General features: G+C 36.4%; 21 protein-coding genes and 1 pseudogene. 11 read left to right on the top strand and 11 right to left on the bottom strand.

What is annotated here, in order from left to right:
* Window positions 1-213 precede the first annotated feature (213 nt).
* A complete protein-coding gene (locus HMPREF1208_RS01745) occupies window positions 214-1182 on the top strand; it encodes a glycerophosphodiester phosphodiesterase (protein WP_016424623.1) in 969 nt (322 codons plus the stop codon).
* 281 nt (window positions 1183-1463) lie between these two features.
* Here HMPREF1208_RS01745 and HMPREF1208_RS01740 read toward each other — a convergent pair whose 3' ends face one another.
* The 3 genes from HMPREF1208_RS01740 to pruA all read right to left on the bottom strand — a co-directional run bounded on the left by HMPREF1208_RS01740 (window position 1464) and on the right by pruA (window position 5736).
* Window positions 1464-2708, bottom strand: a complete 1245-nt coding sequence (locus HMPREF1208_RS01740; RefSeq protein ID WP_016424622.1) for a Glu/Leu/Phe/Val family dehydrogenase — start codon at window positions 2706-2708, stop codon at window positions 1464-1466.
* Between the two features lie 109 nt (window positions 2709-2817).
* The gene (locus HMPREF1208_RS01735; protein ID WP_016424621.1) at window positions 2818-4017 is read right to left on the bottom strand and encodes an ornithine--oxo-acid transaminase; all 1200 of its coding nucleotides are present in this window, start codon (window positions 4015-4017) and stop codon (window positions 2818-2820) included.
* Between the two features lie 174 nt (window positions 4018-4191).
* Window positions 4192-5736 carry an L-glutamate gamma-semialdehyde dehydrogenase gene (pruA, locus tag HMPREF1208_RS01730; protein WP_016424620.1) on the bottom strand — a complete coding sequence of 515 codons (1545 nt, stop codon included), beginning with the start codon at window positions 5734-5736 and terminating at the stop codon, window positions 4192-4194.
* Window positions 5737-6163: 427 nt separating this feature from the next.
* On the opposite strand from pruA, the gene ygs reads away from it, so the two are divergent.
* Both ygs and HMPREF1208_RS01720 read left to right on the top strand, forming a co-directional pair.
* Window positions 6164-6553: a S1 domain-containing post-transcriptional regulator Ygs gene (gene ygs / locus HMPREF1208_RS01725; RefSeq protein ID WP_016424619.1), complete on the top strand. Its 390-nt coding sequence runs from the start codon at window positions 6164-6166 to the stop codon at window positions 6551-6553.
* A gap of 367 nt (window positions 6554-6920) precedes the next feature.
* A complete protein-coding gene (locus HMPREF1208_RS01720) occupies window positions 6921-7121 on the top strand; it encodes a cold-shock protein (protein ID WP_016424618.1) in 201 nt (66 codons plus the stop codon).
* 72 nt (window positions 7122-7193) lie between these two features.
* Here HMPREF1208_RS01720 and HMPREF1208_RS01715 read toward each other — a convergent pair whose 3' ends face one another.
* The 4 genes from HMPREF1208_RS01715 to HMPREF1208_RS01705 form a co-directional block, all read right to left on the bottom strand.
* Window positions 7194-7460, bottom strand: coding sequence for an FmdB family zinc ribbon protein (locus tag HMPREF1208_RS01715; RefSeq protein ID WP_016424617.1), 267 nt, complete (start codon window positions 7458-7460; stop codon window positions 7194-7196).
* A complete protein-coding gene (fmdA, locus tag HMPREF1208_RS01710) occupies window positions 7460-8650 on the bottom strand; it encodes a formamidase (protein WP_016424616.1) in 1191 nt (396 codons plus the stop codon). Before fmdA ends, HMPREF1208_RS01715 begins: the two co-directional genes overlap by 1 nt.
* Window positions 8651-8874: 224 nt before the next feature.
* Window positions 8875-9006: a hypothetical protein gene (locus tag HMPREF1208_RS12495; protein WP_016424615.1), complete on the bottom strand. Its 132-nt coding sequence runs from the start codon at window positions 9004-9006 to the stop codon at window positions 8875-8877.
* A 21-nt stretch (window positions 9007-9027) separates the two neighbouring features.
* On the bottom strand, window positions 9028-9621 hold the full coding sequence (locus HMPREF1208_RS01705; protein WP_016424614.1) for a peptidylprolyl isomerase: 594 nt from the start codon (window positions 9619-9621) through the stop codon (window positions 9028-9030).
* A 72-nt stretch (window positions 9622-9693) separates the two neighbouring features.
* Here HMPREF1208_RS01705 and kapB point away from each other — a divergent pair.
* The 8 genes and pseudogenes from kapB to HMPREF1208_RS01665 all read left to right on the top strand — a co-directional run bounded on the left by kapB (window position 9694) and on the right by HMPREF1208_RS01665 (window position 15974).
* Window positions 9694-10074 (top strand): annotated as a pseudogene (gene kapB / locus HMPREF1208_RS01700) (sporulation phosphorelay system protein KapB).
* 129 nt (window positions 10075-10203) lie between these two features.
* Complete coding sequence (locus HMPREF1208_RS01695) at window positions 10204-12621, top strand: Na+/H+ antiporter subunit A (protein ID WP_016424612.1); 2418 nt, start codon at window positions 10204-10206, stop codon at window positions 12619-12621.
* On the top strand, window positions 12602-13030 hold the full coding sequence (locus HMPREF1208_RS01690; RefSeq protein WP_037559074.1) for a Na(+)/H(+) antiporter subunit B: 429 nt from the start codon (window positions 12602-12604) through the stop codon (window positions 13028-13030). Before HMPREF1208_RS01695 ends, HMPREF1208_RS01690 begins: the two co-directional genes overlap by 20 nt.
* Window positions 13030-13377, top strand: coding sequence for a Na+/H+ antiporter Mnh1 subunit C (gene mnhC1, locus HMPREF1208_RS01685; protein ID WP_016424610.1), 348 nt, complete (start codon window positions 13030-13032; stop codon window positions 13375-13377). Before HMPREF1208_RS01690 ends, mnhC1 begins: the two co-directional genes overlap by 1 nt.
* The gene (locus HMPREF1208_RS01680) at window positions 13367-14866 is read left to right on the top strand and encodes a Na+/H+ antiporter subunit D (RefSeq protein ID WP_016424609.1); all 1500 of its coding nucleotides are present in this window, start codon (window positions 13367-13369) and stop codon (window positions 14864-14866) included. The genes mnhC1 and HMPREF1208_RS01680 overlap by 11 nt, the downstream gene beginning before the upstream one ends.
* A gap of 1 nt (window position 14867) precedes the next feature.
* Window positions 14868-15347: a Na+/H+ antiporter subunit E gene (locus HMPREF1208_RS01675; protein ID WP_016424608.1), complete on the top strand. Its 480-nt coding sequence runs from the start codon at window positions 14868-14870 to the stop codon at window positions 15345-15347.
* Entirely contained in the window at window positions 15347-15640 is a 294-nt protein-coding gene (locus HMPREF1208_RS01670) for a Na(+)/H(+) antiporter subunit F1 (protein ID WP_016424607.1), read from the top strand. The genes HMPREF1208_RS01675 and HMPREF1208_RS01670 overlap by 1 nt, the downstream gene beginning before the upstream one ends.
* The gene (locus tag HMPREF1208_RS01665; RefSeq protein WP_016424606.1) at window positions 15618-15974 is read left to right on the top strand and encodes a Na+/H+ antiporter subunit G1; all 357 of its coding nucleotides are present in this window, start codon (window positions 15618-15620) and stop codon (window positions 15972-15974) included. The genes HMPREF1208_RS01670 and HMPREF1208_RS01665 overlap by 23 nt, the downstream gene beginning before the upstream one ends.
* Window positions 15975-16170: 196 nt before the next feature.
* On the opposite strand, the gene HMPREF1208_RS01660 is transcribed toward HMPREF1208_RS01665, so the two are convergent.
* The 4 genes from HMPREF1208_RS01660 to HMPREF1208_RS01645 form a co-directional block, all read right to left on the bottom strand.
* Window positions 16171-16557: a PaaI family thioesterase gene (locus tag HMPREF1208_RS01660; protein WP_016424605.1), complete on the bottom strand. Its 387-nt coding sequence runs from the start codon at window positions 16555-16557 to the stop codon at window positions 16171-16173.
* 24 nt (window positions 16558-16581) lie between these two features.
* Window positions 16582-17895: a Na+/H+ antiporter family protein gene (locus tag HMPREF1208_RS01655; protein ID WP_016424604.1), complete on the bottom strand. Its 1314-nt coding sequence runs from the start codon at window positions 17893-17895 to the stop codon at window positions 16582-16584.
* Between the two features lie 403 nt (window positions 17896-18298).
* Window positions 18299-19792, bottom strand: coding sequence for a leucyl aminopeptidase family protein (locus HMPREF1208_RS01650; protein WP_016424603.1), 1494 nt, complete (start codon window positions 19790-19792; stop codon window positions 18299-18301).
* Window positions 19793-20149: 357 nt separating this feature from the next.
* Window positions 20150-21352 (bottom strand): NAD(P)/FAD-dependent oxidoreductase, encoded by a 1203-nt coding sequence (locus HMPREF1208_RS01645; protein WP_016424602.1) that lies wholly within the window; start codon window positions 21350-21352, stop codon window positions 20150-20152.
* Window positions 21353-21613: the final 261 nt, after the last annotated feature.

Raw genomic sequence — 21613 nt, 5'->3', positions numbered from 1 at the left:
CTATGTAACCTATTCTAAATTTATATACTTTCTTACAATTTTTGTTTGATACGGTACGAGATTGTCTGGGGCAAAGCATAAAAAGATGAATTTTACACTTTCCCATTTTATAATGATGATATTAATTATTTTTAAATTTTCAATTAAAAGTATTGTTTTTTCTTCCCTACTCCTTTAACTTGGAATTATACACATAGCGTAAGGAGGGTATTTATGAAAAAAATAACGACGTATATCGCCACTACCACTTTAATGTCAGCAATGCTTTTAGGATCAGCTTCCTATACTGCTGAAGCAAGCACATCACCACAAGAGACGCCTCATCAAGCGAAAGCAACCCCATTGTCTCCATCATTACATAATGTTTTAAACAAACCTCATGTCAATATCGGCCATCGTGGTGCGAGTGGCTATGCACCTGAACATACCTTTGCGTCTTATGATAAAAGCATCAAAGAAATGGGCGCTGATTACCTTGAGATTGACCTACAAATGACAAAAGACGGTCATCTTGTTGCGATGCATGATGAAACGGTCAATAGAACTACCAATGGTAAAGGACGCGTTAATCAGTATACACTTAAAGCGCTAAAAAAATTAGATGCAGGCAGTTGGTTTAATAAAGCACATCCTAAATTACAAAACCCGCAATATGTCGGCCAAAAGGTCCCTACTTTAGATAAAATATTTAAACGTTATGGCCACCATGCCAATTATTATATCGAAACAAAATCACCTAACGTTTATCCTGGTATGGAAGAAAAACTTCTAAAAAAATTGCATGAATATGGTTTAGACCATCAATGCCAATTGCGAAATGGAAAAGTTGTTATACAGTCTTTTTCATCAGACAGCTTGAAAAAAATACATCACCTCAATCCAAATGTCCCGCTGATTCAATTGTTAAATAAAGGACAACTAAAACATCATTATCAGCAGCAAGTAAACAACTGGCAAAGTTATGCAGTAGGTCTTGGTCCTGATTATAGAGATTTAAATGCTCAAAATACGAAATCTTTACGACAAAAAGGTTTGTACATTCACCCATACACTGTTAATAATCGTCAAACGATGCAACGCTTAAATCATTATGGTGTGACAGGACTCTTTACGAACTACCCAGATGTCTATCGCGATGTAAATCAATCGACTACTACAAAACAGGTCAAACCTTCGTCATAAGTTAGGTCTCTCATCACTCCAAAAATAGCTAAGTCAGATTCGCTAACAAAAGATAATGTCATCGTTATAGACTTTATACTTATTTTTTTAAATATGTAAAACCGAAAAGCACCCCTGAACATTTAGAGATTGGTGGCTCTATGTTCAGGGGTGTTTTTTCGAACTTTATTGACGTCAAATACAACACAATGCTGTATGTTTATTTACTTTTTGCAATTGAAAATATCATGCTTAATACGGTTTTCAATCCAGTATTAAATCGTGAATTGATGCAGCTAATATTATGCCCAACCGCGGTAACGTGCAGCTTCAGCGGTACGTTTAATTCCTACAATATAGGCTGCCAAACGCATATCGATTTTACGATTTTGAGATAAGTTATAAATCGTATCGAATGCATTCACTAATTTTTCACGTAATTTTTCGTTTACTTCTTCTTCAGTCCAGTAGTAACCTGTATTGTTTTGTACCCATTCAAAGTAAGAAACCGTTACGCCACCTGCACTTGCTAATACGTCAGGCACAAGTAATACACCACGATCTGTCAATATTTTAGTTGCAGATGGTGTTGTTGGACCATTTGCCGCTTCTACAACGATTTCAGCTTTAATATCAGCCGCGTTATCAGATGTGATTTGATTTGCAATTGCTGCAGGCACTAAAATATCACAATCTAATTCAAATAACTCTTTATTAGAAATTGTATCTTCAAATAAGTTTGTTACCGTACCAAAACTATCACGACGGTCTAATAAATAATCAATGTCTAAACCTTCTGGATCGTGTAATGCACCATATGCATCAGAGATACCTACGATTTTAGCACCTTGATCATACAAGAATTTCGCTAAGAAGCTACCTGCATTACCAAAACCTTGAATGACAATCCGTGAATCTTTGATTGTTTTACCACGACGTTTTGCAGCCTCTTCAATCGCGATAACAACACCTAATGCTGTTGAACGATCTCGACCTTGAGATCCCCCTAAAACAATCGGTTTCCCAGTGATAAATCCTGGAGAGTTAAAGGCATCCATTTGACTGTATTCGTCCATCATCCACGCCATGATTTGTGAATTTGTAAATACATCTGGCGCTGGAATATCTTTTGTTGGTCCAACAATTTGTGAAATCGCACGAACATAGCCACGTGACAAGCGTTCTACCTCATGAATACTCATTTGACGTGGGTCGCAGACAATACCACCTTTACCCCCACCATATGGTAAATCTACAATGCCACATTTCAATGTCATCCACATTGATAATGCCTTTACTTCTTCTTCATCTACATCAGGATGAAAGCGTACGCCCCCTTTAGTAGGTCCTACAGCATCGTTATGTTGTGCGCGATAACCCGTAAAAGTTTTTACTGTACCGTCATCCATTTTGACTGGAATACGGACAGTTAAAAAACGTAAAGGTTCTTTAATTAATTCGTACATACCATCATCAAAACCCAGTTTATGCATTGCTTCTTTTATGATACCTTGCGTTGACGTCACTAAATTATTTTTTTCAGCCATGATCCATTTCGCCTCTTTTTCCTACTATAATGTTTTCGTTTACATGAGTATTGTAACACAAGCAATTTTATTTTAAAGTTCTTTTCACTCTGCATGTTTAGGAGTCATTTTATCCCTCAGAAAACACTTTTTTCACTTTTTCAATGGCATAGTCCAATTCTTCCTTTGTAATTACTAATGGCGGTGCAAATCGAATCACTGTATCATGTGTTTCTTTACATAACAGTCCCTCTTCTTTAAGTCTTTCACAATACGGACGTGCATTTTCATGCAGTTCTATACCTATAAACAAGCCACGTCCTCGCACCTCTTTAATCGCTGGATGATTGATTTCAAGTAATGCCTTTTTAAAGTATTCTCCCAACTCTAATGAACGACCTGGTAAGTCTTCATCAATAATCACATCAAGCGCAGCAATTGAAGCCGCACAAGCTAAAGGATTGCCTCCAAAAGTAGAACCATGTGAGCCTGGTGTAAAGACATCCAGTACTTCGCTATCAGCCAATACAACCGAAATCGGTAAAACACCGCCCCCTAATGCTTTACCTAAAATATAAATATCTGGTTTAACATTATCCCAGTCTGTCGCAAACAATTTACCAGTTCGCCCTAAACCTGCTTGAATTTCATCAGCAATAAAAAGAACGTTATACTCATCACACAAGTCTCTCACTTCTTTTAAATAGCCTTCAGGCGGAATATTAATACCCGCTTCCCCTTGAATCGGTTCAATTAATACAGCTGCCGTGTTTTCATTGATTGCTGCTTTTAATTGCGCAATATTTCCAAATTCAACATTTTGAAAACCTTCTAAAAGTGGGCCATACCCGCGCTGATATTCTTTTTCTGATGATAAAGAAACTGGCGCCATTGTTCTACCATGGAAATTCCCTTCCATCGCAATAATCTCCGCTTCATTTGGCTTAATCCCTTTGACTTCATAAGCCCAACGTCGTGCAGCTTTCAATGCGGTTTCAACCGCTTCTGCACCGGTATTCATAGGTAATGCTTTTTCTTTACCTGATAATTGGCATATTTTTTCATACCATTCTCCTAAATTATCACTGTGAAATGCACGTGACACAAGTGTAACTTTATCGGCTTGTTCTTTTACTGCTTGAATAATTTTAGGATGTCTATGTCCTTGATTTACTGCTGAATATGCGGCTAGCATGTCCATATAGCGATGACCTTCAGGATCTTTAACCCAAACCCCTTCAGCTTCTGAGATCACGATAGGTAAAGGAAGATAGTTGTGTGCACCATAATGGTTTGTTTTTTCGATAATTTTTTCAGATTTTGTATCCATGCCGTCTACCCCTTTTCTGCAATTCTGAAATTTTTTATATGAAAGTATAGGGTAAATCGATAAATATCATTCATGGCCTTTTCATATCTAAGGTTTGAACGTCTTTCTTAATGATTTACCCTACAGTTGATATGAACCTCTTTAGATTTCATACCATTGTTATTTAATTAAATATTAGAGATGCTCTGAAACTGAACGACCTTGCATGTGTAAGACTAAATAATCTGGTCCGCCTGCTTTAGAATCTGTACCTGACATTTTAAAGCCACCAAATGGTTGATAGCCAACAACCGCACCTGTACAACCACGGTTAAAGTACAAGTTACCGACCATGAAGTCACGTCGTGCTTGCTCTAGTTTCATACGGTTATTTGAGATGACACCACCTGTTAAGCCGTATTCTGTATCATTGGCAACTTGAATCGCCTCATCAAAATCTTTTACTTTTGTAAAACCGACGACAGGTCCAAAAATTTCTTCTTGCATGATACGTGAATTAGGATCTAAATCAGCAATAATCGTTGGATAGACAAAGTTACCTTTTTCTTCATCTGTGTTACCACCTGTCACGATACGTCCTTCTTCTTTACCAATTTCGATATATTTTTTAATTTTATCTAATGATTTTTGATCGATAACCGGTCCTACATAAGTGTCTGGTTCTGCAGCGTTACCTACTTTAATCTTTTCTGCTGCTTCTTTAACACGTTCTAACAGCTCATCGTAAATATCTTGATGGGCAATGACACGAGAACATGCTGAACATTTTTGACCAGAGAATCCAAACGCGGAATAAACAATAGCATCTGTCGCAATTTGTAAGTCGGCTTCGTTATCAACTACAATGGCATCTTTACCACCCATTTCAGCAATAACACGTTTAATATGATTTTGTCCTTCTTGTATCACAGCTGCTTTTTGAATAATTTCTTTACCTACATTTTTAGAACCTGTGAATGAAATCAAGCCTACATCTTTATTTTCAATCAAGAAATCTCCAATCTCACTTGATGAACCAGGAATCCAGTTAACTACCCCTTTTGGTAAACCTGCTTCTTCAAGAACTTCCATAAATTTATAGGAGATAATAGGTGTATTGGATGAAGGCTTCAGCAATACGGTATTTCCAGTTACAATTGGCGCTGAAGTTGTCCCGGCCATAATAGCATATGCAAAATTCCATGGCGAAATCACGACACTGACACCCACTGGTAAATAGTCAAATTGATTGTATTCGCCTGGACGACTATGAACATGCTTACCATCTTTTAATTCAAGCATTTGTCGACCATAATATTCCATGAAGTCAATCGCTTCTGCTGTATCTGCATCTGCTTCTTTCCAAGGTTTACCGCCCTCTTTAGAGAGTAATGCAGAAAATTCGTGTTTACGTTTACGTGTAATCTCTGCAGCTCGGAATAAAATATTTGCACGTACTTTAGGATCTACAGTTCTCCACGTTTTGAACGCTTCTTTCGCTGCTTCTAACGCTTTCTCTGCATGCGCTTGTGACGCTTTAGACACGTAACCGATTGTTTCTTCACGATTAGAAGGGTTGTAAACTCGTGTTTTTTCTTCTGTAAAAACACGTTCTCCTCCAATGATTAATGGATACTCTTTTCCAAGTTCACTTTCCACCTTTTCTAATGCTCGAAAATATGCCTCACGATTTTCCTCTTTAGTAAAATCTGTAAATGGTTCATGTTGATATGGAATCATTCAAAAATCCTCCTTTGTTTATTTTAGAAAGCCCTTACATATATCATGACATATGAAGTATCTGTTTGTAAAAGAAAATCTTTAACCAAACCATTCATAAAAAAACGATCACTTAATATCACTTTAAAAACACATCATCCAATGAACAGAGGCATGTTTTTAAGTAAATGTTAAGCGCTTTCATTTACTTGCATTATAGCGTGGATGAATCGTCATTTGCAACTATCCGACATACAGTTCCAGTACCCTTACAAAGCTTCACGAATATGGCTTAACACATATCAAACATCGTTCAATATTTTATTATTGAAGAGAGTGATGCGTATGAAATGACTAGAAAAAGTCAGTCTTGCACCGAATAGTTAGGATATTAGAAAAATGTATGCTATGATTAAAGTGTTAATATCAATTCAATAAGGGGTTATGAATGTTGAAAAGACAGTATCGTGTTGGACAACATGTCAAAGTGCGTGTGACTGGTATACAACCCTACGGCGCTTTCGTTGAGACCCCTGACAGTACTGAAGGACTTATTCATATATCCGAAATTATGGATGATTATGTGCATAATTTAAAAAAGCTTTTATCACCTGGTCAAATTGTGAAAGCAAAAATCATTTCCATTGATAGTAATGGAAAGCTAAATTTATCACTTAAAGATAATGATTACTTTAAAAATTATGAGCGTAGAAAAGGAAAATATTCAGTATTGGATGAAATTCAGGAAACTGAGAAATATGGGTTTCAGACTTTAGAAGAACGCTTGCCTTATTGGGTGAAACAGTCAAAAAAAAGAATGCAATATGAATCAAAATAATCAAAAACCGATGTATAAGCGAGACTTGTATATCGGTTTTCTATTGTTTTACCGCTTTGATTTATAAAAACCATTCGCCTGCACATGTCACACTATTAGCTTTACGTATACGCTTATCTTTTAAATGCATGTTGGTGGATTTATGTTCAATTTTAAGGCCATTTTCCATAGATATACTTAATTTCTTAACCTCTATTTTCAAACTCAAAAAAATAAAAGCTTTACTTTATTGATAACTACGTGTATAGTTAATCTCACGTAATAAAAGATCTTGAATTTAATTGTAGTGTATTTTTTAGAATATCCTCTTTTTTAATCAATCAATTTATTGCAAATATTTGTGCAAAAGCACTTGGAGGTATTCTTTATGAATAACGGTACAGTAAAATGGTTTAACTCAGAAAAAGGTTTCGGCTTCATTGAAAGAGAAAATGGAGACGACGTATTTGTACATTTCTCAGCAATCGTTGGAGATGGTTACAAAAGTTTAGAAGAAGGTCAAAGTGTTGACTTTGATATCGTTGAAGGCGAACGTGGCGCTCAAGCGGCGAACGTTGTTAAAATGTAATTTAAACCTTTATATATAGAAGAGACGAGGCGTGACTTCCCCGTCTCTTTTTTGTGTTATTTCATATTATTTTTAATGTCCTGCCATCCACGGTCGTGTAACTTGTGGTGATTGAGTGATTTTTTTAGGCAAATCTTCTTTTTTGACAAGACGCGGTTGTTGACCTTTTTCAATACGTTGTTTAACATTCGCATCCATCTTATACGTTTGAAAGGCGAGAAATTCTCGTTTGGCGATTTGCTGACACGACGGACATGACGCAGTTTCATGCTGCTCAGAAATGTGTTGCCGAATCGTAAAAGTACCACAGTTCGTACATGTATAAGAATAATTTGGCATTAGAATTCATCCTTCTCTGGCAGGACGCCTGGTTTAAAAATTTCACGTGGTATGGCTATCGTACAGCATGCGTTCGGAACGTCAACAATGCCTGCAACAGTTCCTTGCACGGGTGCTGATCCGAGTAACATGTATGCTTGTTCACCTGTAAAACCACGTGTTTTTAAAAATTCGATCGCATTCAGGCAAGCATTGCGATAAGCTGTATTTGCATCTAAATATGTTTGTTTTCCTGAAAATTCATTGACCGAAATGCCTTCAAACACTATATAGTCCGAGTAGTTCGGCAGCACAGGGCTTGGGTTAAACGCTGGATTCTTCTTAATTTGATACTTTTCCATGCCCCCTTTAATCACATTCACTCTTAAATCAATCCACCCAGGCATCTCGATACCGCCACAAAATGTAATTTCACCGTCACCTTGTGAAAAATGCAAGTCACCTACTGATAATTTTGCACCTTTAACGTATACTGGAAAATATATTCTCGAACCTTTCGATAAGTTTTTAATATCACAATTCCCGCCGTTTTCACGTGGTGGTACTGTACGCGCCCCTTCTTTAGCAACGCGATCAAAGTCTTTTCCTTTTAAAGTGCCAAGTACGACCGCATCTTCAGTAGGTAAATTCGCAAGCGGAGGCTCTCGATTCGGGTCAGTGTCCACAAGTGCTCGTTCTCTTTTATTCCACTCTGCTAGCATGTCGTGAGAGGGTGCAACATCAATTAAACCAGGATGAATGACACCTGCAAATTCAACACCAGGTACGTGTCTGCTGGATGCAAAAATACCTTGAAAGTCCCAAATCGATTTCTGTGCATTCGGATAATGGTCGACTAAAAAACTCCCCCCATTTGTCTTGTCAAAAATACCGTTAAATCCCCATTCATGTTCTGGAAAGGCACCAACATCCAAAATATCAACGACTAACAAATCACCTGGCTCGACATTGTTCACATAAACGGGACCACTTAAAACATGAACACGGTTGAGATTCACATATTTAATATCACTAGGATCATCATTATTTGAAATTTGCCCATCTGTCCAGTCTAAACATTCCATACGAAACGCTTCACCTGGCTCAACTGAAAACGCTGCTGGAATATCTGGGTGCCAACGATTGTGTCCAGGTTGTGCTTGTTGATCCATTTTCTTACTCAAATCAATACTAAATAGCTTTTTCGGCATGACAAATCCCTCCATTGATTAGATATGACAGAATCTTCCGTCATTTAAAATTATTTTACCTTAAAAATTAAAAAGTACACTATTTTAGCCATTAAATTAAATCACTTTCTATACACACTATTTGCTCTACAAAGAAAAAGTCGATAAAAACCACTCGCGATTTTTACAGACTTTACTATTCCTTATGAAATACTACATTCTATTTGCATGTTGACCGCTTCTGTCTAGCCTATTTGATGTACTACAACCATCTTTTCGTTAACATCTGCGTATGCCATTGTTGGGTCATTCAATTGTGTAGGATTTAAATCCGCTAAATAATGATAAAATCGAATATTCCAACCATTATTTGACAAATGATGACCTCCATTCATTGATTATTCTTCAACATCGATAGATTCAATCACAACGTCATAAACAGGTTTGTCTTGTGCACCCACTTTTACATTTGCGATATCTTCTAAAGTCGCTTCACCTTCAACAAGTTGTCCAAAAACAGTATGCTTTTGATCCAACCAAGGTGTCCCACCTTTTTCTTTATAGGCTTCAGCAATTTCTTTTGGCCAACCGCCATCTTCAAGTTGACTCGCCATTTGAGCTGGAAGTTCTTTCATTTGTACAATGAAAAATTGAGAGCCGTTTGTACCTGGTCCTGCATTCGCCATTGATAATGCACCATAAAGGTTAAATGCATTCATAGAGAACTCGTCTTCAAATGGTCCACCATAAATACTTTCGCCACCCATACCTGTTCCAGTAGGGTCTCCACCTTGAATCATAAAGTCATTAATGACACGGTGGAAAGTGATGCCATCGTAATAGCCTTTTTGTGCTAATTCAATGAAGTTTTTCACTGTTTTAGGTGCAATGTCTGGAAATAGTTTTAATGTCATATCTCCTTTGTTTGTATGCATTACAACTTTAATTTCATTTTCTTGTATTTCTTTTGTCAATTGTGGATAGTTAGTCATTTTCATACTCCATTCGTGATAAACTGATATATACGTATCATTTTAACATATTTGAGAGAGGATGGAATTATCATGCTTTACCGATTTGCTCACAAAACGGGGGTTTATGTTGTAAAAATTGTTGAAGAAGGCTCAGACCAATGTTTAGTTCAAGTATTACAAGTTATTAAACATCCTAAACAAGGTGACCTTCATCATCCGAATGAAGTGGAAGGTGTATTTTTCCACGAGCGTAAAGCTTTGAGTTTGTACGAAAAAAGATACACACCACAAAGTCGATTGAAACCTTTTGACGGAGAAGTTGAAGACTACACCGTAACATTACAGCGTGCAATCACTAACTTGGAAACATAACTCAATGAATTGGATACCGCTTATGCGCATGCATCTTTAGATTGTTTAACACGTTTAAAGACCGATTATTCACGTCAGTATAAAATAAATTTTGTTTAATATAGACGAGTTTCTTCTTATTTAAAAGGATATGAAAATCGAGCCAACCATTGGTCTGCCATGTTTTTCACAAGTTTCATAATCATGTATAATATTCTTATCGTAGTTTTTTTAAAAGGAGGTCAATCTATGAGTTGGTTACATATTGCGGTCCTTTTACCGTTAATATTCGCAATACTCATTCCAATCTTATATCGTTTCTATAAACGGGTTCATCTGGGTTGGTTTGTATTACCTATACCGGTAGTATTGTTTGTTTACTTTTTTTCATATATTAAACCAACAATGTCCGGGCAATTTACTGAACGATCAGTTGCTTGGATGCCACAAATCGGAATTAACTTTGATGTTTATGTCGATGGCCTTGGCTTATTATTCAGTTTGCTCATTACTGGCATAGGGAGTCTTGTTGTACTATATTCAATTAGTTATTTAAGCCAGTCTGAACAACTGGGTAACTTCTATTGCTATTTATTAATGTTTATGAGTGCGATGTTAGGCGTCGTCCTTTCTGACAATTTACTCATACTTTATTTCTTTTGGGAATTAACATCATTTTCAAGTTTCCTATTAATTTCATTCTGGAGACATAAAGAAAGATCATTATATGGTGCAATGAAGTCTATGATGATTACCGTTTTTGGTGGTCTTTCATTATTGGGTGGTTTTATTTTACTTTACCTCGCTTCAGGCACATGGCGTATTCGTGAAATCATCGAGCATGTCGATCAAGTTCAGTCATCTCCTATTTTTATATTAGCAATGATTTTTGTCATTATAGGTGCAATGACTAAATCTGCACAATTTCCATTTTATATTTGGTTACCGGATGCGATGGAAGCACCGACACCAGTCAGCGCTTACCTTCACTCGGCAACAATGGTAAAAGCAGGAATTTATCTTGTAGCTCGCTTAACACCGATTTTTGCTGTGTCACAAGGTTGGATATGGACTGTGACGCTATTCGGTTTAGTGACCTTATTTTGGGCATCACTGAACGCGACTAAGCAACAAGATCTTAAAGGGATTTTGGCATTTTCAACTGTTTCCCAATTAGGTATGATTATGGCGATGCTCGGGGTAGGTGCCGTGAGCTATCACTTTGAAGGTGCCGACAGTAAGTTGTACATTGTCGCTTACAGTGCGGCGATTTTTCATTTAATCAACCATGCGACTTTTAAAGGTGCTTTATTTATGATTACAGGTGCCGTCGATCATGCGACTGGTACGAGAGATACGCGTAAATTGGGCGGTTTAATGACGATTATGCCTATTTCCTTTACGCTTTCCATCATTACTTCTTTAAGTATGGCTGGGGTGCCACCATTTAACGGTTTCTTATCTAAAGAGCAATTTTTAGAAGCGATGATTGGGGTCACACATGCTTCACTATTCAGTTTGAATACAATTGGTATTTTAATTCCAATTGTGGCAGTCGTCGGAAGTATTTTTACTTTTGTTTATTCATTTAAATTTATTTCGGAAATCTTTTTAGGACAACATCATCCTGATGCGTTGCCTAATAAAGCACATGAAGCACCTATTCTGATGAATATTCCACCAATTATTTTATCTACATTAGTGATATTGTTTGGTTTATTCCCAAGTATTGTGTCTTCTCCATTAGTTGAACCCGCTGTTCAATCTATTGCCAACGTTGATAAAGTTGAAGCCTCATTCCACTTATGGCATGGCTTCACACCAGCATTCCTATCAACATTAGTGATTTATATTGTCGGCGCAGGCTTATTACTCACATTCAACTCTTGGGCACCTGTGTTGAGACGTATACCTAAATGGTTTACATTAAACCACTGGTACGATCAAACGGGTCGTTATACACCATATTATGCGACTCAAATTACACGCACTTATATGACAGGATTCAACCGTAATAACCTAGTCATTATTTTTTCAACAATGATTCTCTTGACTTTCATCACACTCGTATCGTTACCATTTTCTTTTGATTTTGTGAAAGTCTCACCTATTAGACCTTACGAATTTATTTCAGTTGTGACGATTGTTATTGCTGCAGTTATGATCATTTTTGCTAGATCACGACTCTTTAGCATCATTATGTTAAGTGCTGTCGGCTATTCTATGGCGATATTCTTTATTTTCTTTAATGCGCCAGATTTAGCATTAACCCAATTTGTAGTTGAAACAATTTCAACAGCACTCTTCTTACTTTGTTTCTATCACTTACCAAATATGAGTCGCTACAATGAGTCAGTAAGATACAAAGTCGGTAATGCAATTATCTCTATTGGGGTTGGTGCTGTGGTCACTATCCTTGGCTTGATTGCATACGGTAATCGTCATTTCGAATCTATTAGTGCTTTTTATAAAGCACATGTGTATGACTTGGCACAAGGTAAAAACATGGTCAACGTTATACTTGTAGACTTCCGTGGTACTGATACATTATTTGAATCTTCTGTGCTCGGTATTGCTGGTATGGGGATTTACACATTAATTAAATTACGTGCGAAACACAAAAATGGATACGAAAGGGTTGAGAAGATTGAACAGACAGAAAAATGATCTCATTGCACAATATTCATCACTGATTATCTTTTTCTTGATTATGATGTTTGGCTTCTCACTTTTCTTAGCTGGACATTACACACCTGGAGGCGGCTTTATTGGTGGACTTCTCGTTTCAAGTGCGCTCGTTATTATTGCTGTAGCATTTGACGTTAAGACTTTACGTAAAGTGTTTCCTTGGGACTTTAAAAAGCTTATAGCACTAGGCTTAACATTTTGTGTCGGTGCACCAATGTTAAGTTGGACATATGGTAAAAACTTTTTTACACATCGTGCTTTCGAAATTCCTTTACCATTGTTACAACCTATGCACGTTCATACAGCTGTTATTTTTGATACAGGTGTATTGTTTGTAGTAGTGGGCACTGTACTCACTATAATTTTAACGATTGGAGAGAATGAGTAATGGAAATTGTATTGATTATTGTTTGCGGCATACTGACTTCAATCAGTGTCTATCTCATTCTTTCTAAAAGTTTAATTAGAATTATCATTGGTACGACATTGCTCTCACATGCTGCAAACCTATTTATGTTAACAATGGGTGGGCTTAAAAACGGAAATGTACCGATTTATGAAAAAGGGGTCACAGATTATGTTGATCCTATTCCACAAGCCCTCATCTTAACTGCAATTGTTATTTCTTTTGCAGTCACAGCCTTTTTCTTAGTATTAGCTTTTAGAAGTTATAAAGAATTAGGTACAGATAACGTAGAAAGAATGAAAGGAGTGCCACAAGAAGATGATAACTGAGAATTTACTCGTAGCGGTTTTAGTGGTCCCTATTATTACCGCGATACTCTTAATTTTTAGTGGCCTCCGCCCTTTTATTAAACGCTATATTGCATTAATCGGGACATTAGTGACATTAGGCTTTTCAATCCTCAATTTAACTCATGTTTGGCAAGCCGGTCATCCGATTATTTTAGAATTAGGTTCTTGGAAAGCCCCATATAGTATTGTTTTTGTCTTAGACTTATATAGTGCTTTACTCGTTACAACGAGTACCATTATCACGATGATGATTATATTATTCTCATACCAATCGATTGGGTTACATCGTGAAACGTATTATTACTATTTCACTGTTATGATGATGCTCACTGGAATCAACGGGGCATTTATCACAGGCGATATTTTTAACTTGTTTGTATTTTTTGAAGTATTCTTAATGGCTTCTTACGGTTTAATGGTCATTGGTGGAACAAAAATCCAACTTCAAGAAAGTGTTAAGTATCTCCTTGTCAATGTGGTTTCATCTGCATTTTTCGTTATCGCTGTTGGTATCTTGTATTCAATTGTCGGAACGTTAAATTTAGCCGATATTAGTCAAAAGCTATCTGTTGTGGGTAAAGATCATCCCGGCTTACTCAGCATTGCATTCATTCTTTTTATATTTGTATTTGCTACTAAAGCGGGTGCTTTCCCTATGTATGTATGGTTACCTGGCGCGTATTATGCACCGCCATTTGCAATCATCGCATTTTTCGGTGCCCTATTAACAAAAGTCGGTGTTTACGCATTGACACGTGTAATGAGTTTATTTTTCCATGATACACTGACGTTTTCACATTACACAGTGTTAGCTTTAGCCCTATTAACCATTATTTTTGGTTGTGTGGGGGCTGTCGGTTTTAGAGATACCAAACGTATTATTTTATATAATATTATGATTGCTGTCGGTGTGATTCTCGTTGGTGTCGCTATGATGACCAAATCTGGCATTATCGGTGCCATTTACTACACACTGCACGATATGCTTATCAAAGCAGCATTATTCTTTTTAATTGGTATTATGTATAAAATTACGAAGACTACTGATTTAAGAAACTTTGGCGGATTAATCCATCATTATCCAGTTTTAGGATGGACTTTCTTTATTGCTGCGCTGAGCTTAGCTGGGATTCCACCATTTAGTGGTTTCTACGGTAAGCTTTATATCGTTCGTGCTGCTTTTGAAGAAGGCTTTTATGCCTCAGGTATCATTGTCTTACTTTCAAGTCTAGTCGTGCTCTATTCTGTGATGAATATCTTCTTAAAAGGATTCTTCGGAAAGAGTTATGGCTATGTCTATAATCCAAGACTGCATCACCGTGGATTACTCGCTGTCGGTATCCTATCCGTTGTCATCGCTGTTGCTTTCGGTTTAAGTGCTGGACAATTATACCCTATTGTCGCAGAAGCAGCTAAGTCGTTCTATCAACCTGACACTTACATTCATAGCGTATTGGGGGTGAAGTAATATGGCAGTACAAATAGTGATTAATTTGATTTTAGCAATATTTTGGTTGTTTTTATCAGATAGTTATACGATGAATTCTTTCGTCCTAGGCTACCTTTTCGCGTTACTATTAGTTTATTTGATGCGCAAAATCTTGCCCGGCCGATTTTATATCATTACGCTATACAAAATCATTAAACTTATCTTTGTTTTCTTAATCGAATTAATTAAAGCAAATATCGATGTATTGCGTATTATTCTTCAACCGCGAATTAAAAATGAATCTGCTTTCTTTGTTTATGAAACAGATTTACAACATAAATGGCAAGTCGCGTTACTTTCCAATCTCATCACATTAACTCCAGGTACGGTTGTTATCGGTGTGAATGATGATATGAAACGCTTATATATTCACTGTTTAAACTTTTCAACAAAAGAAGAAGAAGTGGCGAGTATTAAAGGTTCTCTTGAAAAAGCAGTGAGAGAGGTGGGTGAATCGTAATGAACTTTGATGTTTTTATTATTATCGCTTTAGTTATTGTCGTCCTCTCGATTTTAGCCATCCTTGTCCGTGTGATTTTAGGGCCAACTTTACCTGATCGCGTTGTAGCGTTAGATGCAATCGGTATACAGTTAATGGCTATCGTCGGCCTGTTTTCAATCATACTCGATACACATTATATGATTGTTGCGATTTTATTAATTGGTATTCTCGCCTTTCTAGGCACTGCTGTTTTCGCGAAATTTATGGACAAAGGTCAGGTGATTGAACATGACAGAGACAATCGTGATTAGTATAGGATTGATACTTGTTATCATTGGTGCATTATTTAGTGCATTGGCTGCGATTGGGATGTTAAGACTTGACGATGTTTATTCACGTGCACATGCAGCGGGTAAAGCAGCAACTTTAGGTACAATGCTTTTACTAACAGGAACTTTTATTTACTTTATTGGTAAAGAAGGTTACGTCAATTTTCAACTCTTAATCGGTATCGCATTTGTATTTTTGACTGGTCCGCTCTCAAGTCATTTAGTCTTGAAATCAGCTTATAATCTCAAGACACCCGCTTCAAAGCGTTTAAAGCTAGATGAAGTTAAAGATGACATGAAAGGTACGAAGTTATAGTTTTTCATTGATTTAATTTGATTATCTACTGAGGCTATATGAACAACATTAATAAGCCCGAGATTTTTCGTGAAAATCACGAAATCATCTCGGGTTTTTATTCGTATTAAGTAAGGCGTGCATACACACATCTTTATTACTACAAGAATGTGATTGAATGCTTTCACACATATGATTCGTATTTGTATAATCGTAGCTAAACTGACTCACGTTTAATCTGTTTAATTGCGAGTGTGCCGCGCATTACTGATATCAATTCGTCATCTTCATTCGTCATACGAATATCCCAAACATGCGTGGATCGCCCTTCATGTAAAATACGCGCTTCAGCATAAATCATACCTTCTCGTGCAGATTTAATATGATTTGTATTCATTTCTAAGCCTACAGGGATACCTTGACTCGGTTCTAATAAATTGAATGATCCTATTGAGCATGCCGTTTCACCTAACGCCATTGTCGCGCCACCATGTAAATAACCGAAAGGCTGCTTAACCTTATCGGATACAGGCATAGACAATTTAACATAGCCTGGTGATTCACTCACTTTTTTAATCTCTAATAGTTCCATAAGATGTGTCATCTTATTGTCCCCCTTTCTCGTTTATTATAATATAAGTGCTGCAATTGTTCCCATAATAATCAACGGCACATTATAAAAAACAAAGTTAGGAATACATGTATCTCGGATATGATCGTGTTGACCATCTATATTTAATCCTGCTGTCGGTCCTAATGTTGAATCACTTGCTGGTGAACCTGAATCCCCTAATGCACCTGCTGTACCAATTAAAGCAATCAATGCCATCGTACTCATTCCTAAAGATTCTCCAAAAGGAATAAATAATGCTGCAAGAATCGGTATCGTCGCAAAAGATGAACCGATACCTAACGTCACAACAAGTCCAATAATATACATTAAAATAATACTTAAAAATTTATTGTCTCCTGCGATAAGCGTCAGACTATTGACCAACTTCTGAATATCCCCTGTTTCATTCATCACGCCAGCAAAACCATTAGCAGTTAATATGACCACACCAATATAGGCCATAATTTTAATACCATCGACAAACTGGTCATCTAAATTCTTCCAAGAGTATAGTCCTGAAACAAAGAAAACAAGGACACCAGCTAATGCGCCAAATATCATTGAATCCGTCAAAGTTTGAACGGTAAACGTTGCAAGTATCGCGACAATGGTTACAACAAGCACATATGGCTTAAGTTCTACAGTTGCTTCTGCTTGATCAGTTTTAATTTCTTTATAAATTCTAGGTTTACGATAATAAATCATTGCAGCAATTAAGCCAATGATATAACCAGACGCTGGAATAAGCATCGCTTTCCAAATCGAGTTAAAAGCAATTGGATGATGCGCTTTTTCAAAACCTTTTTGAATGATTTCATGAAAGATGTGACCAAAACCAAATGGCAGCAACACGTATGGGAAACAGAGACCAAAACCAATAATCATTGCAATTAAACGTCGATCCATTTTCAACTCATTAAATAAGCTGAGTAAAGGCGGAATAACAATAGGAATAAACGCAATATGTACTGGAATGACATTCTGACTCATAATACTGAGCATCAGTAAACTCACAATAATTAAGACTTTTATCTTAATTCGGGATACTTTCGTTTCTTCTGCACGAATCGATTGAATAATCTTTTTTACAAGATAGTCAGTAATACCACTATATGAAATTAAGGCAGCAAAACCACCAAGTAATGCATAACTTAACGCCACTTCTGCGCCATCTACAATATTATCAGTGAACGTAGAAATCGTATGATGCAAAGGTAAGCCTGCAAGTAAACCACCTATAAGCGCACTGATAAACAAACTGATGACAACATTTAGTCTGCATAAGCAAAGTATAATCATAATGACAACTGCAATTAAAACAGAATTCATTCCAAAATCTCCTTTAGTTCATTATCGAGTTAAAGTGTATGTTTAATATACTAACAGTTATCATACATTTCGTCAATCGACTGTAAAATCTAGGACTTGTTGAAGCACTAAAAAGTTATTGCGTTATTAAAAAGCCACTAAAACTTAATATAAGCCCTTTTTAATTAAAATCATTTCAAGCCACTTATAAAATCAAACGGTAACAGGCAGTTCAAACAACAAAGAGAGCAAGAAGAGATATCTTATACATTTAGATACCTTCTCACTCTCATGTCTATTAATACGTGAATTAAAACTATTTCGGATATGATGTACGTGATGACTCTTTTTGGTAACAAACCTATATACTTCAGGTCATCATGTCTCAAACCTCAACGTTTTTCTCAATGATTTTTACTTAGACCTATTCACTATCAATTGTTCCGTATTGTGTTTTTAACCAATCCACAACAGTTGGAATCATGTAACCTGTTGGTCCTTTAGGCCCTCTATGTGATGCTTTTTCGGTTGTCGCAGGCCCTGCAATATCGAAGTGTAAGTGGGGTGTTTCACCACTAAAATGTGTCACAAAAGCAGCTGCAAATAAAGCGCCGCCCGGTGAGTTCACATGGTTCGTTATATCAGCAACATCTGAAGATTTTAACTTTTTACGTTCAGTTTCAGTAATAGGCAGTTCAAAAACAAGCTCTTCATATCGTTGTGCTGATTGAAGTACTTCTTCTAATGCTTTAGGATCAACGTTCTTTTTAAATACTGCAGCTTTATCTTCACCTAGAGCTGCAATCGCTGCACCTGTTAAAGTCGCAAAATCTAAAATGATTTGTGGTTGGTATTGATTCACAAAGAATGTCGCATCCGCTAAAACAAGTCGACCTTCTGCGTCTGTGTTTGGAATTTCAACTGTTTCTCCACTTAACGCAGTAAATACATCATCAGGTTTCATTGCATTGTTCGCTACCATATTTTCTGCAGCAGCAATGACTGCGACGATATTGACTTTTAGTTTAAGCTCTTTTGCCGCTTCAATCATCCCAATAACATTTGCTGCACCACACATGTCAAACTTCATCGTCGGCATTGTTGTACGTGTCTTAATGGTATAACCACCTGAATCATAAGTAATCCCTTTACCGACTAGTGCGACCACTCGGTCTGAATTGTCAGGGTCACCATAATATTCTAAAGTGATGACTCTAGGTGGATTAATTGAACCTTTACCGACAGCATGAACTAAACCAAAACCTTCTTGTTGAATGGCTTGCTCATCTTTAATGTCGACTTTAACAGCTGAATCTTTAAAGTATTGTTCCACTGTTTCAGCTAAATATTGAGGTGTCATAATATTAGGCGGAATATTACCTAAATCACGTGCTTTATTAATGGCACGTCCTAATTTTTGACCCGCTTCAATTGCTTTCTTTTCATCTTGCAAATACTGATCTGTAGATGTCATTTTTAAACGAAAAGCGGGTTTCTTATCAGATTTATAATCATCAAATTGATAAATTGATTGCTCGCTTTGTAGACCCATTAAATTAAAAACGGTACTAGATTCTAAAGATTTTGATAAAAATGTATTCGCTTTAAGCTCTATTTTAGAGATAGATTTCTTTTGTAAGTATTGGAATAAATTACCCCAAATTTTTAAATAATCTTTTTCTTCCATTTGATTGATATTCCCTAATCCAACAGTAATCAAATGGCGTACTTCATTATCAATCGATACCGCAGTTGAAGCAACCTCACCGCGTTGAGAACTGATAATATGGCTCGCTTTCAAATCACTTAATGCATCATAAAGTGATTGTTCTTGCTTTACTTCATCAAAATATTGATTTAAATGTTCTGGGATTCCTGCAACAATAACTGTCGCATGCGCTGTATTTTGTGTTCCCACTACATTCACTCCTTTCAAGTATGTAAATAGGGGGGCGGAAAAGAAATCCTATCATTGATTAAGATTCCTAACTCCCGCCCCCATGTGGCTGACTATTTTAGTCTTTGTATAGGCAAAGGACTTCTGCTCTCATTTGCATATACTTTTTTTATGCTTCATCAAACAATATATTCATTGTCATTATTCTAAATATAATTGTGTCGTTACCGGTGATGATAAGCTTATGACAACTCAGCAACTTAGCGCATCACTTAATCAGACTGATGAAAAAATATCTGTGAGCCACTGATACCATGAAAGAGACAGGTAAGTTGTGTTTGTTTTAGCATTTAAACAGTTTCATTTCAACTCAATCTATTAAAATTTACCTTTTTTGTATGCTAAGCCGATACCACCTAATTTGAAAACAGCACGTGTATCAATCACGCGTTTTAAGAATGCAGCTTTTTTACCAGTGATTTCGCGACCAAATACAACACCTACACCATCACGATGACCTAATGAACATACTGTACCACGATCATTGTATACAAATGGCTCAGTAGATTCACCTTTTAATATTTTAGCAACGTTTGTTGCCGTTTTTTCACCTTGTTGCATTGCAAGTTGTGCTGTTGTTGGTAATGGACGTTCTTCACCTTCAGGAATAAATGCAGAAACATCACCAATAACAAAGATATCGTCGTAACCTTCGATTGTTAAATCTTGTTTTGTTACGATGCGACCACGTTTTACACCTTCGAATGATTTTTCCATTAAATGGCTACCTCTTACACCTGCAGCCCATACAACTGTATTCGCTTCAAGTTGTTGTTCTTCATCGTTTACTTTTACAACGAATCCTTTTTCATTCGCTGCTACAATTGGTGTACCAACTTTAAATTCAACGCCACGTTCTTCTAAGTAGCTCACAGCATAGCTAACCAGATCATCAGAGAACATTGGTAACATTTTTGGTGCGGCTTCAACACAAGTCATTTTAACTTTACTTGGATCTACACCATATTTATTCGCTAATTCTGGAATACGATCAGTTAATTCACCTAAAAATTCGATACCTGTAAAACCAGCGCCTCCAACAAGGATAGCTAAATCTTTATCGTCTTTAGTTTTTGAAGCGGCATAATTCGCAAATTGGTCTTCAATATGGCGAGAAATTTGACGTGAAGTATGCACGTTTTCGATTTGGAAAGCATGTTCTTTCATACCAGAAATGCCAAAAGTTTCTGATTCAAAACCTAATGCTACGACTAAAATATCATATTCAAAAATACCATGTGTTGTTTCAACTTTTTTTGCATTACGATCAATCTTAGTCACTTCAGCACACACAAAATCAACATGTTTTTTCAACACGCTTTGAATTGGATATAATGCATCTTCATAGCTAATCGTACCAGCTGAAGCTTCATGTAACCAAGTTGACTCATAGTGGTAGTCATTTTTATTGATTAATGTGATTTGTGCATCTTGTTCAGATAATTGCTTTTGAAGTTTAGCCACAGTTTGTAAGCCAGCATAACCAGCACCTAAAACGAGTACTTTTTTGCGTTCTGCCATTTGTATTCACCTATTCTTTCATAATATAATCTAATGATTTGTATATACTGTATACCCTCGAAATTTTACAGTATATCAATTGTAAAAATAATGTCATTAATAAGTGTATAGTTTTTTAGAATTGAATTCAAGTTAATATGTCATAAGATTGTAACAGCTTCCGACTTTGTTGTTTAATATACTTTTCTATTTTCTCATCTCCAATATGTTTTCGTCAAAAATTCAATTATAAACGATACAAATGGCCTTTTTTAGTATGTA

Origin of the sequence: Staphylococcus sp. HGB0015 (assembly GCF_000411275.1) — a bacterium.
Taxonomy (GTDB): domain Bacteria; phylum Bacillota; class Bacilli; order Staphylococcales; family Staphylococcaceae; genus Staphylococcus; species Staphylococcus schleiferi.
This window is presented reverse-complemented; position numbering and strand designations above follow the sequence as displayed.

What these genes read in the sequence shown, in the direction of transcription:
- HMPREF1208_RS01745 (WP_016424623.1), top strand. Translation starts at nt 214, where the DNA reads ATGAAAAAAATAACGACGTATATCGCCACTACCACTTTAATGTCAGCA.
- HMPREF1208_RS01740 (WP_016424622.1), bottom strand. Translation starts at nt 2,708, where the DNA reads ATGGCTGAAAAAAATAATTTAGTGACGTCAACGCAAGGTATCATAAAA.
- HMPREF1208_RS01735 (WP_016424621.1), bottom strand. Translation starts at nt 4,017, where the DNA reads ATGGATACAAAATCTGAAAAAATTATCGAAAAAACAAACCATTATGGT.
- pruA (WP_016424620.1), bottom strand. Translation starts at nt 5,736, where the DNA reads ATGATTCCATATCAACATGAACCATTTACAGATTTTACTAAAGAGGAA.
- ygs (WP_016424619.1), top strand. Translation starts at nt 6,164, where the DNA reads ATGTTGAAAAGACAGTATCGTGTTGGACAACATGTCAAAGTGCGTGTG.
- HMPREF1208_RS01720 (WP_016424618.1), top strand. Translation starts at nt 6,921, where the DNA reads ATGAATAACGGTACAGTAAAATGGTTTAACTCAGAAAAAGGTTTCGGC.
- HMPREF1208_RS01715 (WP_016424617.1), bottom strand. Translation starts at nt 7,460, where the DNA reads ATGCCAAATTATTCTTATACATGTACGAACTGTGGTACTTTTACGATT.
- fmdA (WP_016424616.1), bottom strand. Translation starts at nt 8,650, where the DNA reads ATGCCGAAAAAGCTATTTAGTATTGATTTGAGTAAGAAAATGGATCAA.
- HMPREF1208_RS01705 (WP_016424614.1), bottom strand. Translation starts at nt 9,621, where the DNA reads ATGACTAACTATCCACAATTGACAAAAGAAATACAAGAAAATGAAATT.
- HMPREF1208_RS01695 (WP_016424612.1), top strand. Translation starts at nt 10,204, where the DNA reads ATGAGTTGGTTACATATTGCGGTCCTTTTACCGTTAATATTCGCAATA.
- mnhC1 (WP_016424610.1), top strand. Translation starts at nt 13,030, where the DNA reads ATGGAAATTGTATTGATTATTGTTTGCGGCATACTGACTTCAATCAGT.
- HMPREF1208_RS01680 (WP_016424609.1), top strand. Translation starts at nt 13,367, where the DNA reads ATGATAACTGAGAATTTACTCGTAGCGGTTTTAGTGGTCCCTATTATT.
- HMPREF1208_RS01675 (WP_016424608.1), top strand. Translation starts at nt 14,868, where the DNA reads ATGGCAGTACAAATAGTGATTAATTTGATTTTAGCAATATTTTGGTTG.
- HMPREF1208_RS01670 (WP_016424607.1), top strand. Translation starts at nt 15,347, where the DNA reads ATGAACTTTGATGTTTTTATTATTATCGCTTTAGTTATTGTCGTCCTC.
- HMPREF1208_RS01665 (WP_016424606.1), top strand. Translation starts at nt 15,618, where the DNA reads ATGACAGAGACAATCGTGATTAGTATAGGATTGATACTTGTTATCATT.
- HMPREF1208_RS01660 (WP_016424605.1), bottom strand. Translation starts at nt 16,557, where the DNA reads ATGACACATCTTATGGAACTATTAGAGATTAAAAAAGTGAGTGAATCA.
- HMPREF1208_RS01655 (WP_016424604.1), bottom strand. Translation starts at nt 17,895, where the DNA reads ATGAATTCTGTTTTAATTGCAGTTGTCATTATGATTATACTTTGCTTA.
- HMPREF1208_RS01645 (WP_016424602.1), bottom strand. Translation starts at nt 21,352, where the DNA reads ATGGCAGAACGCAAAAAAGTACTCGTTTTAGGTGCTGGTTATGCTGGC.